General features: G+C 63.3%; 14 protein-coding genes. 12 read left to right on the top strand and 2 right to left on the bottom strand.

Annotated elements, in window-relative coordinates; genetic code table 11:
• Positions 1 to 74 precede the first annotated feature (74 nt).
• From ACVOLL_RS09080 to ACVOLL_RS09125, 10 genes are all read left to right on the top strand, one after another.
• Positions 75 to 1,028 carry a VOC family protein gene (locus ACVOLL_RS09080; RefSeq protein WP_481512604.1) on the top strand — a complete coding sequence of 318 codons (954 nt, stop codon included), beginning with the start codon at positions 75 to 77 and terminating at the stop codon, positions 1,026 to 1,028.
• Entirely contained in the window at positions 1,025 to 2,230 is a 1,206-nt protein-coding gene (locus ACVOLL_RS09085; RefSeq protein ID WP_481512605.1) for an NAD(P)/FAD-dependent oxidoreductase, read from the top strand. The genes ACVOLL_RS09080 and ACVOLL_RS09085 overlap by 4 nt, the downstream gene beginning before the upstream one ends.
• 150 nt (positions 2,231 to 2,380) lie before the next feature.
• Complete coding sequence (locus tag ACVOLL_RS09090; RefSeq protein ID WP_481512606.1) at positions 2,381 to 2,905, top strand: cupin domain-containing protein; 525 nt, start codon at positions 2,381 to 2,383, stop codon at positions 2,903 to 2,905.
• Positions 2,906 to 2,916: 11 nt separating this feature from the next.
• Positions 2,917 to 3,780 carry an alpha/beta fold hydrolase gene (locus tag ACVOLL_RS09095; RefSeq protein WP_481512607.1) on the top strand — a complete coding sequence of 288 codons (864 nt, stop codon included), beginning with the start codon at positions 2,917 to 2,919 and terminating at the stop codon, positions 3,778 to 3,780.
• Complete coding sequence (locus ACVOLL_RS09100) at positions 3,777 to 4,571, top strand: SDR family oxidoreductase (protein WP_481512608.1); 795 nt, start codon at positions 3,777 to 3,779, stop codon at positions 4,569 to 4,571. The genes ACVOLL_RS09095 and ACVOLL_RS09100 overlap by 4 nt, the downstream gene beginning before the upstream one ends.
• Positions 4,572 to 4,668: 97 nt before the next feature.
• Positions 4,669 to 5,475 carry an aspartate dehydrogenase gene (locus ACVOLL_RS09105; protein WP_481512609.1) on the top strand — a complete coding sequence of 269 codons (807 nt, stop codon included), beginning with the start codon at positions 4,669 to 4,671 and terminating at the stop codon, positions 5,473 to 5,475.
• On the top strand, positions 5,472 to 6,956 hold the full coding sequence (locus ACVOLL_RS09110) for an aldehyde dehydrogenase (protein WP_481512610.1): 1,485 nt from the start codon (positions 5,472 to 5,474) through the stop codon (positions 6,954 to 6,956). Before ACVOLL_RS09105 ends, ACVOLL_RS09110 begins: the two co-directional genes overlap by 4 nt.
• Positions 6,953 to 8,671, top strand: coding sequence for a thiamine pyrophosphate-binding protein (locus ACVOLL_RS09115; protein ID WP_481512611.1), 1,719 nt, complete (start codon positions 6,953 to 6,955; stop codon positions 8,669 to 8,671). Before ACVOLL_RS09110 ends, ACVOLL_RS09115 begins: the two co-directional genes overlap by 4 nt.
• Before the next feature lie 267 nt (positions 8,672 to 8,938).
• Positions 8,939 to 10,243 carry an MFS transporter gene (locus tag ACVOLL_RS09120; RefSeq protein ID WP_481512612.1) on the top strand — a complete coding sequence of 435 codons (1,305 nt, stop codon included), beginning with the start codon at positions 8,939 to 8,941 and terminating at the stop codon, positions 10,241 to 10,243.
• Between the two features lie 88 nt (positions 10,244 to 10,331).
• A complete protein-coding gene (locus tag ACVOLL_RS09125; RefSeq protein ID WP_481512613.1) occupies positions 10,332 to 11,270 on the top strand; it encodes a SphA family protein in 939 nt (312 codons plus the stop codon).
• Between the two features lie 107 nt (positions 11,271 to 11,377).
• On the opposite strand, the gene ACVOLL_RS09130 is transcribed toward ACVOLL_RS09125, so the two are convergent.
• Positions 11,378 to 11,668 (bottom strand): hypothetical protein, encoded by a 291-nt coding sequence (locus ACVOLL_RS09130; protein WP_481512614.1) that lies wholly within the window; start codon positions 11,666 to 11,668, stop codon positions 11,378 to 11,380.
• Positions 11,669 to 11,753: 85 nt separating this feature from the next.
• On the opposite strand from ACVOLL_RS09130, the gene ACVOLL_RS09135 reads away from it, so the two are divergent.
• Together ACVOLL_RS09135 and ACVOLL_RS09140 are read left to right on the top strand one after the other, a co-directional pair.
• Complete coding sequence (locus ACVOLL_RS09135) at positions 11,754 to 12,572, top strand: carboxylesterase family protein (protein ID WP_481512615.1); 819 nt, start codon at positions 11,754 to 11,756, stop codon at positions 12,570 to 12,572.
• 291 nt (positions 12,573 to 12,863) lie between these two features.
• Complete coding sequence (locus ACVOLL_RS09140; RefSeq protein WP_481512616.1) at positions 12,864 to 15,599, top strand: bifunctional diguanylate cyclase/phosphodiesterase; 2,736 nt, start codon at positions 12,864 to 12,866, stop codon at positions 15,597 to 15,599.
• A gap of 72 nt (positions 15,600 to 15,671) precedes the next feature.
• Here the strand turns inward: ACVOLL_RS09140 and ACVOLL_RS09145 are convergent, their stop codons facing one another.
• Positions 15,672 to 16,307: a LysE/ArgO family amino acid transporter gene (locus ACVOLL_RS09145; protein ID WP_481508366.1), complete on the bottom strand. Its 636-nt coding sequence runs from the start codon at positions 16,305 to 16,307 to the stop codon at positions 15,672 to 15,674.
• Positions 16,308 to 16,318 lie beyond the last annotated feature (11 nt).

The raw sequence follows: 16,318 nt of genomic DNA on the forward strand, positions 1-16,318 counted from the left end.
TTGTCCCTTGCTGTCGCTGTTTGCTTGTTGCACCAGGCTTCACCGCCCCCGCCACCACCCATGGAACGGTAGTCATGCAGATAGTCGGTATTGAAGAGTTCGAATTCGGTGTTGAGGACCTTGCTGCCTGCGCGCGCTTTGTCTCTGATTTCGGTCTGAGCCCCGCGCCGGCCGAGCGCAGCATCAGCGGCACATGCAGCGTGGAAACCTTGAACGGCTCCCGGCTGACGCTATACCCACTGTCCGATCCGCGCCTGCCCGCCGCCATCGAGGCGGGCTCAACCCTGCGTCGTGTCACCTGGGGGGTGGCTTCGGCACAGGCGCTGCAGCAACTGGCGCAGTCGTTGGCCGATCAACCTGGTTATGCAGTGGACGCCGAAAGCGTCAGCTGCCGTGATCCCAATGGCATGACGCTTCGATTCCAGCTCAGCCGTCAACGCCCGGTTGAACTGCCCCCGTCCCCGCCGATCAACCAATGGGGCGATGCACGCCGGGTCGATCAGCCCAGCCCGGTATACGACTGCGCCACGCCCATCGGCATCGGCCATGCGGTGTTTTTTGTCGATGAACTGGAACCGGTGGAACGCTTCTATCGCGAGAAGCTTGGCTTCCACGTATCCGACCGCTATGTCGGCCGCGGTGTTTTTCTTCGCGTTGCTGCACGCGCTGGCCATCACAATCTGTTCCTGCTGCACCGCCCCGGCAAGCCACGTGGTTTGAACCACGTCGCCTTCACCGTACGCGACATCCAGGAGGTGTTCGGCGGCGGGCTGGCGATGAGCCGCGCCGGTTGGGCCACCTTCCTCGGTCCGGGCCGGCATCCGATTTCCTCCGCGTACTTCTGGTATGTGCGCAGCCCTGCCGGTGGCGCGTTTGAGTTCTATACCAACGAGGACCACCTCACCGAAGCATGGAAGCCCCGCGAGCTGGAGCACTCCGTGGAATCATTCACCGAGTGGGCGGTGGAAGGTGGCATTGACGCCAGCACCCGCCGTCAACTGCGCGAGCAGCAGGTGCCAACAGCATGACCAGCGTGCGCAACATCGTCATCATCGGTGGCGGCCAGGCCGCTGGCTGGGCAGCAAAGACCCTGCGCGAGCTTGGCTATGACCACGCCTTGTGCGTAGTCGCCGATGAGGCGCATGACTTCTACGAGCGCCCACCACTGTCCAAAGAAGTACTCAGCGGTGCCCGCGAACCCGACCACCTGTGTCTGTTTCCGGCGGACGTGGTGGCGGCGCTCAACATCGACTGGCAGCGACCACGACGCGCCTGCGCCATCGACCGGCAGCGACGACAAGTGACGTTGGATGACGGTGCAACCCTGGTCTACGACCGACTTCTGATCGCCACCGGAAGCCGCCCGCGATTGCCAGATCCGGCTTGGACGCAGATCGAAGGCGTACTCCTGCTGCGCAACGTTGATGATGCGCTCACTCTGCGACAGCGACTGGCCAACTGTCGTCGTCTGGCGGTGGTTGGTGGCGGCTGGATTGGCTTGGAAGTGGCAGCACTTGCACGCAGCCAAGGCGTTGACGTCGTGGTCTACGAGCGCGGCCCGAGCCTCTGTGGCCGCAGCATTGGCGCCGACGTAGCCGCCAGGCTGGGTTCAATGCATCAGGAGCGAGGCATCCAACTTCGCATGGATTGCGGCGAGCTGGGCTTGGCGCAGGCCAAAGATGGTGTCCTGATAAGCAGCGGCGCCGATGATGCGCTGTATGACACAGTGCTGGTTGGCGCCGGTGCCCAGCTCAATACCGAGCTTGCGCAGGCCGCCGGTTTGCAGCTGGGCCAGGGCATCGTCGTCGACGGTAGCGGACGTACCAGCGACCCAGCCATCTACGCCGCCGGCGACGTTGCCCAACATCCGGTCCACGGGCTATGCGTGCAGTCCTGGGCCAATGCGCAGAATCAGGGCATGGCCTCGGCGCGCGGCATGCTTGGCCTGGAGGTCGACTATAAGGACGTACCTTGGCTGTGGTCCGACCAGCACGGTGTCAACATCCAGATTCTAGGCCTGCATTCAGAGCACAACCAACGCGTGCATCGCGCAGCGGAAGACGGGCGCGACATCTTTTTCCAACTCGACCAGCAAGCGCGCCTGCAGCACATGGTGGCATTCGGTGATGCGCGCGCAATCAAACTTGGAAGGCGCTGGATGGCGGCGGCTCGGCAGCTTGATCCTGCCGCGCTGGCCGATCCCTGCTTCGACTTGATGAGCTTGCGCTAGCACCCGCGCGAGCGCCTGTGCAGGACCGCAATTGTCCGCCATGGAGCGGGCACGGAAGGCTGTACCCGGCAGTGATGGCCGGCAGATTGCATGCATGTTCCCGCCGGCAGCAACGCCGGCCCCGTTTGTTGAATGACCTGGAGGTCAACAATGAGTGAGCAACACGCCGCAGTGCACGCACCCAGCATCCCACCCAGCCTCGATGAGCGCATGCAGTCGCGCATTGCCCGTTATCAGAGCCGGAGCTATGACTGGGATGCGCTGAAATTCCAAGCCGATTTCGACCCCAAGTATCGGCGCGCACAGATGCGCTACATGGGCACCGGCGCCACCGGCGTAGGCGTGGACAACAACACTGTCCCCGCCGAGGGCTTCACCTTTTCCACCATGGTGCTTCCTGCCCAATGCGAGGGTCCCCTGCATCTGCATGACGATGTGGAGGAAGTGTTCTTCATTCTGCGCGGCAAGATTCTGCTGACCCTGGAGGAAAACGGAGAGCGCTTCGAAACCGAACTGGGCGAACGCGATCTGATCTCGATCCCGCCCGGCATCTACCGGGGCCTGTTCAATCATGGCCAGGAGGAAGCCCTGATGTGCGTGATGCTGGGCTCGGCAAAACCACGCACTCCGACCTACCCGGCGGATCACCCGCTATCCAAGATCAAGCGCAACTGAGGCCGGCACCCGTGACAACCACAGCCGCTTGCACCGCACCGCCGCTCCTCCCATCCAACTGGTCAGAGCGCTTCCATATCGTCGCCGGGCGCAAGATCGCCTATCGCGAATGCGGCAGCGGGCCGGCGGTGGTGCTGTTGCACGGCATCGGCTCAGGTGCGGGTTCCTGGGAGTTGCTGTCAACGCTGCTTATGCAACGGGTGAGAGTCATCGCCTGGGACGCGCCCGGCTACGGTGACAGCGACGCGCTGGCCGAGGCACAGCCCAGTGCAAGCCACTATGCCAATGCCCTGCATGGATTGGCAAGCGCGCTCGGACTGCAGCGGTTCGTGCTGGTTGGGCATTCGCTTGGCGCGATGATGGCCGCCGCCTATGCAGCGGCCTATCCGCAACATGTTCACCTGCTGCTGCTCGCCGACCCGGCGCAAGGCTATGCACGCGCTGCTGCAGCCGAACGCGAGCGGGCCCGCACCGAGCGGGCGCAGCGTCTCACCACCTTGGGTCCGGAGCAGTACGCTCAGCAGCGCGCGCATGCCCTGCTGCGCCCGCATCCTTCCAGCGAAGCACTGCAGGCCGTGCAGGCCGCCATGCGACGACTGCGCCCGACCGGCTTTGAACAAGCCTGCGCGATGCTGGCCAGCGATGACATCTGGCGCTACCTGCCAAAGTGGCACGGCCCTACCCGCGTCGTCAGCGGTGATCTTGACACCATCACCCCACCGGCGGATGTCAGTGCGCTGGCACTGCGGATCCAAGCACCACTGCGATTGCTGCCAGGTGCTGGGCACGCCAGCTACCTCGACGCGCCCGCATCCTTTGCCAAGAGCGTGCTGGACGCAGCTCGTAACCTGCACACCGCGAAAGGAACGCCATGAAATTTGAAGTGCAGGAACGCATAGCCGTAGTCACCGGAGGCTCCTCCGGCATTGGCCTTGAAACAGTACGCCTGCTGCTCTCGCACAGCGCACGCGTTGCGTTCTGCGGCCGCGATGCGACGCGTCTGAAACAGGCCGAACATGCGCTGCGTCAAGAGTTTCCTGACGCACAAATGTTCAGCCATGCCTGCGATGTGCTCGACCGCACCGAGATGGACGAATTCGCCGCGCTCGTCCTTACCCGCTTCGGCGGTGCAGACATGTTGATCAACAACGCCGGCCAAGGCCGTGTGGCATCGCTGGCCGACACCACCGAGCAGGACTGGCTCGACGAAACCAGGCTCAAGCTATTTGGTGTGCTGCATCCCCTGCAGGCCTTTCTGCCGCTGTTGGAGGTCAGTGACTGCGCCTCTGTCACCTGCGTCAACTCGCTGCTTGCACTGCAGCCCGAGCCGCATATGATCGCCACCTCCGCAGCGCGCGCCGCCCTGCTCAACCTGACCCATTCGCTGGCCCAGGAACTGATCAGCAAGGGCATCCGGGTCAACTCCATCCTGCTTGGGATGGTCGAATCCGGGCAGTGGCGGCGGCGCTTTGAACAGCGCAGTGATACCGACCAGGACTGGAACGACTGGACCGCTCGCGTCGCCGCCCGACGAGGCATTCCGATGGGGCGCATGGGGCGCCCGCACGAGCCAGCGCGCGCCCTGCTCTTTCTTGCTTCGCCGCTGGCCTCGTACACCACCGGCAGTTGCATTGATGTGTCTGGTGGCTTCAACCGCCAGCTCTGAAAGCGCCCAACCCCGCACCGCGCTCACCGGCAGCGTGGCCGCATCGTACTTCCACGTTGCCCGATATCACATCTGGAATTGAAGGAGCTCCGCCGCAATGACCCGCACCTGCAATAGACGCATTCTGCTGATCGGCTACGGCGCCATGGCGCGTGAAGTCGTCGCACGCCTGCCCGATGGCGTGCAGGTCAGCTGGGTGATCGTGCCCAAGGAATTTCACGCTGCGCTGGCTACTGACTTCGCTGCGTGGGGCATCGCACTACTAAGCGACATCACCCAACTCGATGCAACACCGGATCTGGTGTTGGAGTGCGCCGGTCATGCAGCTTTGTCCGAGCATGGCGTTCCAGCACTGCGACGCGGCTGGCGACTGGCCGTGGTCTCAGTCGGCGCGCTGGCCGATGCCGCGCTGTACCGGCAACTGCAACATGCCGCCAACCAAGGCGGCGCGACATTGCAGCTTCTCTCCGGTGCCGTGGCGGGCATGGACGGGCTTGCCGCGGCGCGTGAGGCCGGCCTGGATGAAGTGATCTACATTTCGCGCAAGAGTCCGGACAGCTGGCGCGGCTCGGCGGCCGAGCAGATGATCGATCTCGATACAGTGGCCGAGACGACCGCGTTCTTCGAGGGCACTGCCGGTGAGGCAGCCCGTGCATTCCCGGCCAATGCAAACGTCGCCGCCACCATCGCCCTCAACGGCATGGGCCTGGACGCTACCCGCGTTGTGTTGATGGTGGATCCACATACCCGCCGCAACACCCATCGTATCCATGCGCGCGGCGCGTTCGGAGAAATGACCATCGAGCTTGCTGCGCACCCCCTGCCCAGCAACCCCAAAACCTCGATGCTGGCCGCGCTCAGTGCTGTACGTGCCTGCCGGCAATTGTTGGAGCCGGTGGCATGACCAGCCTAGCGTTGATTGAAAGCGATATTGCCGTTGGTGGACAGTGGCGCAAAGGCGGCGGCGCCTTGATGTACTCGCTGTTTCCTGCTGACCAGAGCGTAACTGCAGAATTGCATGCGGCCGACCTGAACGATGTGGAACTAGCAGTCACTGCAGCGGATCGCGCCTGGCGTGACCCCGCATGGCGCAATCTGCCCGCGCACCAGCGCGCTGCGGTTCTGTACCGCGTCGCCGATCTGATAGATGCACATCGCGAACCGCTGGCTCAGCTGCAGACCCGCGACAACGGCAAGCCCTTGAGCGAAAGCCGCGCGCTGGTGGACAGCGCAGCTGCAACCGCGCGCTACTTCGGTGCCGTCTGCGAAACCATGGATGGCGAACTGCCCGCACCGCGCAGCCCGGATTTCATGACCTTCAGCAGCTACGAGCCCATCGGTGTGGTTGGCGCGATTACCCCGTGGAACTCGCCCATCGCCAGCGAGATGCAGAAGATCGCACCAGCCTTGGCCGCCGGCAATGCAGTAGTACTCAAACCCGCCGAAGCAACACCGTTGGCAGCACTGGCGTTGGCCAGACTGTTTGAACAGGCCGGTCTACCGCCCGGCTTGCTCAGCATTCTGCCCGGGCGCGGCTCAATCATCGGCGAAGCCATCGCGCGGCACCCACTGGTGCGCAAGATTTCCTTTACCGGCGGTACCACTACCGGCCGCCACCTGGCGCACGTCGCTGCCGACAAGCTGATCCCAACCTCGCTTGAGCTGGGCGGAAAATCGCCCACCATCGTGCTGGACGACGCCGACATCGAACTGGCCGTGCAAGGCGTGGCCTACGGCATCTACAGTTCCGCGGGGCAGGCCTGCATCGCTGGTTCGCGATTGTTTGTACACCGTGCCTGCTACGATGCTTTCATTCAACGCCTGCAACAGGTGGCCTGTGCTCTGCGCGTCGGCCATCCCGAGCAGGACGGCATCCATATCGGCCCGCTGATCAACCACGCCCATCGCGACAGCGTAGCCAGCTATGTCGAATCAGCGCTGGCCGAAGGTGGCCGCCTGCGCTTCGGCGGCAGCGCCCCCACTGATGAGGCTCTGGCTGCAGGCAGCTACTACCTGCCAACGTTGATCGAAGATCTGCCGCCACAGGCGCGCGCCTGCCGCGAGGAGATATTCGGGCCAGTTCTTGTCGCCCTGCCCTTCGACGACGAGGACGCGCTGGTCGCGCAAGCCAACGACAGCATCTACGGTCTTGCCGCAGGCATCTGGACCGGCGATTACCGCCGCGCTCTGCGCCTGGCCGCACGCCTGGAAGTAGGCACGGTGTGGGTCAACACCTACAAGAAGTTCTCCATCTCCACGCCATTCGGCGGTTTCAAGGAGAGCGGACTGGGCCGCGAGAAGGGCCGCCAAGGCCTGCTCGCATACATGCAACAGAAGAGCATTTATCTGGGGCTGGAAGCTAGCCCAATGGGATGGAGCCAATGAACAGCGAAGCCACGACAATCGAGCAGATCAAGCCTTCCGTACAGAATCCGGCACAGCCGGCGACAGCACATCCACGCACGGATGAGCGTGTGACCGTCGCCGAAGCCATCGTGCGAGTACTGGAAGCACATGAGGTGAGCGCCGTGTACGGCGTCATCTCCATCCACAATCTGCCGGTAGCCGACGCCATCGGTCGTCGCGGCAAGATCCGCTTCGTCGCTGCGCGCGGCGAAGCCGGCGCCGCGGCGATGGCCGACGGGCATGGCCGCCACAGCGGGCTGGGTGTGGCACTGACCAGTACCGGCGCCGGTGCCGGCAACGCCGCTGGGGCATTGATGGAAGCGCTCAATGCAGGCACACCACTACTGCATATCACCGGCCAGGTGGAACGTGAGTACCTGGACCGGGATGCCAGCTTCATCCACGAAACCCGAGATCAGATGAGCCTGCTGCGTGGTTGCTCCAAAGCTGCATTCCGCATTCTGCATCCGGAACAGGCGGTGGCCATCACCCAGCGAGCCATCCAGGAGGCGATGCGCGCGCCAGCTGGTCCGGTCAGCATCGAAATCCCCATCGACGTGCAGGCCGCCAGGATCGAATTGCCATGTGCGATCCAACGCCTGCCAGTTCCCCCGCTCACATTCGATGGTGCGGCGGCGGCAGCCTTGGCCGACCGCCTGCAGCACGCGCAACGGCCCATGCTGTGGGTGGGTGGCGGCGCCATCGGCGCAACGGACGCGGTGCTGCGTCTGGCCGACCTCGGCATACCAGTCGTCTCAAGTACGCACGGCCGCGGCATTCTGCCGGATAGCCACCCACGTAGCCTGCGCGCGTTCCACAACGCCACCGAAGTCGCCCGGCTGCTGGCCGAAAGCGATCTATTGATCGTGGCCGGCTCACGCCTGCGCAGCAACGAAACCGCCACCTACAGCCTGCCCCTCACCGCCCAGCGCGTGCAGATCGATATCGACCCTGCAGCCTGCAATCGCAGCTATCCGATGGATGCGTTCGTGCTGGGCGATTGCGCACTGATACTGAGCCAGCTGGCCAACGCCCTGCAGGGCACGCCCAAGCGCGACCCGCTGCGCGACCGCGACGTCTGCTCGGCAACCATTGCCGCCGAGTACGCACTACGTGAGCAGCTCGGTCCCTATGCAGTGCTGTCGGACGCAGTCCGCAGTGCGCTGCCCGACGACGGCATCTTCGTCCGCGATATCACCATGTCCGGCAGCACCTGGGGCAGCCGCCTGCTCAACTTCCAGCAGCCACTGCAGAACATCCATTCGTTGGCCGGTGCGATCGGCCTGGCCCTGCCTACCGCCATTGGCTGCGCCATCGCCAATCCGCAGCGCAAGGTGCTGGCACTGATCGGTGATGGTGGCCTGATGCTCAATATCGGCGAACTGGCCACCGCGGTGCAGGAGCAGCTGGACATGGTGTTCCTGGTAATGAACGACGGTGGCTACGGGGTGATGCGCGGTATCCAGCAGAAGTATTTCGGTGACCGCCAGTACTACAACCAGTTGCACGCACCGGACTTCCATGCGCTGGCCGGCGCGATGGGCATGCCGGCCTGGAAGCTGGATGACGCCAGGAACTTCGATGCCGTGCTGCAGGCGGCGGTTGCACATCCCGGTCCAGCGTTGGTGGAGGTAAACATGGATGCGATCGGGCCGTTGCACTTCGCTGGTCCACCGCAGAAAAAGCTGTACTGAACGCCCCCCGCAGCACCGATTTTCGCTGAAGGCGCTCCCGGCATTACAGCACGCCACCGCAACTGGCGTGCTGCCCGCAGGCGCTGCCGGAACAAGGATGTTCCAGTGTCACCAAGGCAACGCACGACTGCCGCCCCAACGTGGTCAACGCAGCGTTGCAGTCGCTACGGCGGCGCGCCTGAACTCCCTGGTTTTTTCCAACAACGCGACAGCCCCCGCTGCTCTGCCGCCGTGCCGCATCTGCAATCAACGCAAAGGAGAAGTGTGATGCAACCTCGTAGCGCACGCTGGTTTGGCGTGATCACCTTGTTGGTGATCGTTGCCATTTCTTTCATCGACCGCATGAACATCGCATTGATGGTTACCGATGCGCATTTCCTGCAGCACTTTGGCATGACTGCCGAAGACCGGGCCAGCCAGGCTGCGCTGAGTACTGCCTTCATGGTTGGCTATGGCTTGTCAGCCTTTGTGCTGACACCGTTCTGCGCCGCGCTGCTCGGGGTAAGGCGCAGCTTGATACTTGGCTTGATCCTATGGGGAAGCGTCACCATCATCTCGCCAGCTTTCGACAGCTACGCCATGCTGTTGGTTTCAAGGGTATTGCTCGGCGTCTCCGAAGGCCCCTTGTTCGGCTTGGCCTCGTCCTACATCAAGGCCTATTTTGAAGGCCACGAGAACGGCAAGCCCAACTCGCTGGTCAACATGGGCACGGGCCTTGGCCTGGCTATCGGCATGCCACTGATCAGCAGTCTGATCGCCAGCCTCGACTGGCAAGGCTCCTTCCACGTGCTGGGCCTGATCAACCTGCTGATCGGACTACCGCTGGTACTTGCCTATATCCACATGCCAAAGCTGGCGGTTTACCAGCAGCGTCCCGCCTCGGTCGGCGCGATGGTCGCGCAGGTGCGCGAGATATTCAGCGGTGCGCTGCAGACACGCTATCTGCTGATGATCACCGTGTTGACCGCCGCCTATCTAGCGTATCTATGGGGCAGCGTCAGCTGGCTGCCAACCTATCTCAAGGAGGCTCGTGGCTTTGCCTTGCGCGAAATGGGTTGGCTGGGTTCGCTGCCACAGTACGCGATGATCATCGGCGTCCTGATCAGCGGCTTCATCATCGACCGCATTCCGCGTCGGCAGGTACCGCTGATCTTCGTGGTAGGTAGTATTGGCGTTGCCGTCGCCGTGCTGGCTGCCCTCAATGTGAGCGACAAATACATGGCCGTCCTGTGGCTGGTTGTTGCCGGTGTGTTCTGCGGCATCCAGACACCGCCACTGCCCAGCACCGTGCAGTACTACTCGCAGCCGCAGAACGTCGCCAGCGCCATGAGCATAACCAACGGCACCGGCGCCCTGGTCTCAGCCTTCATGCCTTTGGCGATGGGCAAGGTAATGATGCTCATGTCCGTTAGCGGCGCGTCACAGCTTGCCAGTTTGAGCGCAGGCTTCGCTGTACTGATCGGCACCCAGATGATCATTTTTATCTGTGGTTGGGTGCTTTGGCTGCGTGAACGCGGCAATGCAGCGGGTAGATCACCGCAGCCCCTGCAGGCGCGCGACATCGAAATTTGAATCAGCCATCCGGCGCGTCGCAGCCAAGCCCCAGACAGATAGCCCCAACGAAGATCCGCATGCGCACTTATCGCAAGGAGCACGAGTCATGCACCAACGTATCCGTTTCCATCTTTTGTCAGCGCTGGTGGCCACAACAGTGGCGCCTGCTCACGCGCTGGATCTTGCCCTGCCCGGCGTGAATATTGGCGCAACCAGCTTTGAGGACGGGGGTGGTGGGGTTGGCCATATGTTCCAGACCAGCAACAGCCGCTTCGATGCCAGTCGCAACTATGACGCGCAAGGTGACAAACGGCCAATCAACTACGATCGCGCACTGTGGATTGCTCGCCTGCACTACGCCTATACCAGCCCCGCGCAAGCGTTTGGCGGCAATCTTGGAACCGAAGTCATCGTGCCCTTGCTCGACCTTGATCTGAACGTGGGCCCCGCATATATCAGCGGTAGCGGCATCAGCAACCCCAGCATTGGCGGCTACGTGCAATGGCGCGACAAGCGTCTGTTCGGCCAGCGCCTGGACTCGCGCCTGGCATTGGCGGTGTCGCTACCGATTGGCGACTACGACCGCGATGCCAAGGTCAATCCAGGCACTGATTACTACAGCTTCAATCCCTACTACGCTTTTACCTGGCGCGGCAGTGATGCCTGGGAGATCAGCGGTCGCTTCATGTATCTGTGGAGCGGCAACAGCAATGATCCAGAGACGCGTCTGCACGCGGCCTTCGGCGAGCGCGTGCACAGGATTCAAACCGGGCAGGCGCTGCACTACAACCTCAGCGCGTCCCATGCATTGAACGAGCACTGGCGCCTGGGGCTGGCCATGTATCACCTGCAGCAGACCAGCGCCGATCGCATCAATGGGCTCGCACAGGCCAATTCCAAGGAGCGCCTGTTCGGCATCGGCCCTGGCGTGCAGTGGCGCGGCGGGCCGCACCGTTTCATCGGCAATGTCTACACCGAAGGTTGGGCGAAGAACCGCGCCGCCGGCTCGCAGGTGGTGGCGCGCTATCTCTACGTATGGCGCTGATCTTCTTGCAGGCGCGGAGATGGCAGCTGCCCGGCACGGCCTGAGGTGACGCGGCGAAACAACGCAGCTGTACCGCAGCGATGTTTCAACAACGCCGCGGAGCGCGTTCACTTCTTCTGCTTGTGCAGACGCACGCCCATCGGGCCTTGCAGGGAGCCATCTTCGTTGACGGTGAATTCCACCGACTCAGCTTCGGCCCCTGGCACCGCAACCTTCAGCGTGCTGCCCTCTCGGCTATAGCGGGTGGACTGCACCTTGCCCAGCATTTTGACCGCCACCGCGCCATCGGAGTCAAAGGTGTAACTCACCATTCCCATGTCGTCGCTCCAGGTGCCCTTCAGGCCCTGGCTGCATGCCGCCAGCAAGCTCAGCAATGCAATAGCAACCAGCTTTTTCATGCAAAATTCCCAATAGCCGCGGCCGGCGGCATGTCCAGAAACATTCTGGCATACGCACAATCACGCTAGGCTAGTGGCATCTGCCATGGAGCCAGTCGCAATGGGTCGCGTCCTGATATCGCTTTGCCTGTTTGGCCTGCTGTTGGGTTGCAGCAGCCTGCCTTCAAGTGCCAGCACAGCACCCGCCAAGGGCCAGTTCGTCGCACGACAGCTCGCTTTCGAAGGCCGCCAGTTCCGTTATCAGGTGTTTGTGCCCGCCACTACCGCCACCTCGCCTGGCGCGCGGCCACTGGTGCTGTTCCTGCACGGCTCCGGTGAGCGCGGCGATGACGGGCTCAAACCTACCTTGGCCGGGATTGGTCCCTGGCTCACCCAGAACATGGACAGCTTCCCGGCACTGGTGGTGTTCCCACAGGTGCCTGAGGGTGAAGAATGGCGTGGCCGCAACGCACGCATGGCGTTGGCGGTTCTAGACGCGGCCAGCAAGGAGTTCGCCGCCGATCCACAACGCATCTATCTGACCGGCATCTCGATGGGTGGCTATGGCAGCTGGGAACTGGCCCTGACCCGACCCGGCCAATTCGCCGCTTTGGTGCCGATCTGCGGCGCGCTGAGGGCGCCACGTGCCGACCGCCCCGGACTGATGGTTGACCAGGTGGCCGACGCTCCCGATCCCTATCAGAGCGCCGTCAGCCGCCTGCGCGATGTACCCACCTGGATATTCCACGGCGCCCTCGATGCGCTGGTGCCGACTACCGATGATCGCGCAATCGCTGCTGCCAGCCAGCAGTTGGGGGCAGGTTTCCGCTACACCGAGTACCCGGACGTCCACCACAACGCCTGGGATGCCACCTATCGCAACCCCGCGATGTGGGAATGGATGTTGAGTCAAAAGCGCCAATGACAGCGGCGTCGATCTCGCTTGGCGTAAGACTCCATCTGCGCTATTTGAGGCTTTCGCGGACGATGCGAGGGTCCTTGTAGTCAGCTCGATGCGATAGCGTGACCACAATCACGCATACATTGCGACTGCCTACACTTGCCCTGCACGGCCAGGATCGGACAGTGGGGATCAGCCCCCGGCCCTCCCCCTGCTTCCAACCGTACCGGGTTCGTGCCATAACAGCGCCACACCGCCCGCGGCAGCTACTCGGGTTTGGCTGCTAACCGCGCAACGGCAACCGGAGACTGAGGCTTGGCAACTACCCCATCGGCAGCGCAGCACACCTTGGCGCGCACCCGTGGCCTGCATTCCCGTCTGCACCTGCTGATCCTTGCCACTCTGCTGCCATTGCTGGTGATTGGCGCCTTCGCCGTCTGGAACGCCGCCCGCGACTACCGCCACAGCTCCGAGCAACGCCTGCAGGAAACCGCCACCGCCCTGGCCCGCGGGGTGGACCAAGGCATCGAGGACAACGTCAACCAGCTACGCTTGTTGTCATTGCTGGCACCGAAGCTGCAGGAAACCGCCCCTGAGCTGCGAGCATGGGCACGCGAGAATCCTGACATCCGGCTGATCCAGGACGACAGTGAACAAGCCCGGACATTGCCGTCAGGGTTGCTGTACAACGCACGCCGCGAAGGCAGGGCGCAGGTCTCGGACCTGTTCACCAACCCCAGCACCAATACCCCGGAAGTCGCCATCGCCTTGCCCTTCAGCGGTGCCGGTGACGACCGCGTCTTGACCATGGTGCAACCCTCCAACCGCCTGATAGCCAGCATCATGGGTAGCGGCAGCGACCAACAGCTGCTGGCTGCGGTAGTCGACAACAACGGGGTCATTGCAGCGCGATCACTGTCGCCGGAGCACTACATCGGCAAGCGGGTGCCCGACTGGGAGGCCCTGCAACGCAGCGGCGGCCAACAGGGGTTGATCGACGCCAACAGCAAGGAAGGCACCCCGGTGATCTTCGCCTTCCACAGGCTGCAGGCCGCGCCGGGCTGGACCTTGGTGGTTGGAGAACCACAACAGAGCTTCCAGGCACGTTGGCAACAGCCGCTGCTGGGGATTATTTTCGGCGGCATCGTCGCCGCGCTGATCGCCCTGCTCTGGGCCAACGCCATCGCCCGCAGCATCCTGCTGCCAATCCGGGCCTTGGCCCAGCGCAGTCACAGCATCGCAGACAATGTCGCCGCCCTGCCCGACCCGCAACCCTCCCGCATCCGCGAAGTTCGCAGCCTGCAGAGCAGCCTCAGCGGCACCGTCGATGCATTGAAGAAGAGCGCCGATGAAGCGCGCGACCTGGCCCGTGACCTCAAAGCCAGTGAGCAGCGTTACCGCGCCGTCGCCGAAGCCGGCGCACTGGTGCTTTGGCAATCTGACCGCAATGGAACGGTGCTCTCGGCCACCGGTTGGCGCGAGTTGACCGGGCAACCCGATGACCATGCGCTCGGCAAGGGTTGGCTGCGACGGGTCAACGAAGACGACCTGCCACAGATAGAGATCGCATTGGAGCAGAGTTTCACCGCCACCAACGCCGCCTCCCTTGACGTGGAGTTCCGCGTGCTTGACCTGTATGGCAAGTGGCGCTGGTTGCGCGCACGCGGCGCCCGCATCGGCCACAGCCTGAGCAGTTGGGCCGGCGTGCTGGAGGACGTGGACGCGCGGCGTCAGGCACAGGCGCGCATTGCCTACCTGGCACAGCACGATCCGCTCACCTCGCTGCCAAATCGCAACATGTTGTTCGAGAAACTCGACCAGGCCCTGATCGCCGCACGCCGCGGCCACCACAGTGCCCTGCTGCTGCTCGACCTGGACCGTTTCAAGGAGGTCAATGACAGCCTCGGCCATCCCACCGGCGACCGGCTGCTGCAGGAAGTCGCACAGCGCATCCTCGGCTGTGTACGCGGCAATGACCTGGTCGCACGACTGGGTGGCGACGAATTCGCCATCCTGATGGCACCCGAGAGCCGCGCGCCCGAAGCAGCATTGTCCTTGGCTGCACGGTTGGTGGAGGAGCTGAGCCGCAGCATCGAACTGGAGAACCACCAGTTCGCCATCACCACCAGCGTCGGCATCGTCCTCATCGACAGCCAGGCCAACGCCGCCGACACCTTGATGCGCAATGCCGATCTGGCGCTGTACCGGGCCAAGGACGAGGGCCGCGGTTGCTACCGTTTCTTCGAGACGGAGATGGACACCCGCATGCAACGTCGTCGGCAGCTGGAGACCGAGTTGCGTGCCGCCCTGCAACTGCAGCAATTTGAGCTGCACTACCAGCCATTGGTGGATCTGCGCCTGCGCCAGGTCGCCGGCTTTGAAGCACTGCTGCGCTGGAATCACCCGCAGCGCGGCCTGCTCGAACCCAGTGAGTTCCTGACCTTGGCCGAAGATATCGGGATGATGCTGCCGCTGGGCGCATGGGTACTGCGGCAGGCCGCGCAGGACGCAAGCCTGTGGCCGGAACGGATGAAGATTGCGGTGAACCTGTCGGTATCACAGCTGGCCCAGCCCAATCTGGCAGAAAGCATCGAACAGGTCTTGGCGGCAACCGGGCTTGCACCGGCAAGGCTGGAACTGGAGATCACCGAGAATGCACTGATCACCAACATCGAGGCGGCATCGGCACAGCTGCTGCGGCTCAAGATGGCCGGCATATCGATCGTGATGGACGACTTCGGCACCGGCTACTCCTCGCTCGGCTACCTGCGTGCGTTCCCGTTCGACAAGGTCAAGATCGACAAGTCGTTCGTCCGCGACCTGGGTGAACAAAGCCAGGGCAGCGCCATCATCGGCGCGGTATCACACCTGTGCGAAAAACTGGGCATCAGCACCACCATCGAAGGTGTCGAAACCCAGGCGCAACTGGACCAGCTGAAGGAAGAGCACTGTGCCGAGGGCCAGGGCTATGTATTTGGACGACCAATGCCGTTGGCAAAGGTGGAGGACTTCATCCTCCAGTGGCCGGCACGCTGGAACCCGGCCACGTAACCGCGAACGCATGCGGGCCCGTAGCCCGGGTATCACCCGGGCACGCCCAACCTGTCCGGAAGAAACCTGACCTCAGTTGACCCCACGGATCGCCAGGGTCAAGGCCAGCACGCTCAGAATCACCGCGATGGTGCCATCCAGAATCCGCCAGGTGGACGGTTTGGTGAACAACGGCGCCAGCATCCGTGCGCCCAGGCCCTGCACCGTCAGCCACACGCCACTGGCGGTGACCACGCCGATGGCGAAGGCCATGCGCGACTCACCGAAGTTGTCGGCGATGGAACCAATCACCATCATGTCCAGCCAGAAATGCGGGTTGATGATCGAAAAACCAGCTGCGGCCATCAGCGCCGTGCGCAGCGACTGCTCGCCGTTGTCGTCCAGGTTCATGCCGCCGCCGCCCACCACTGCACGCCGCGCCGACTGCGCCGCATACCAGGTCAGGAAGGCAACACCGCCCCACAGCAGCACGGTGGTCAGCCACGGCAACTGTGCGGTCAGCTGGCGCAGGCCAGCCACGCTGGCCATGATGAACACCGCGTCGATGGCGAAGCAGGTGGCAATGATCGGAATCACGTGCTGGCGCATGATGCCCTGCCGCAGGATGAACGCACTCTGCGCGCCGACGATGGCGAACAGACCGATACCGATACCGGCACCACTGAGCCAGGCACTGCCGGCAGCTTGGGCGGAAATAACCGAAAACATGAGGAAAAACC

The organism is Stenotrophomonas sp. STEN035 (assembly GCF_056759935.1).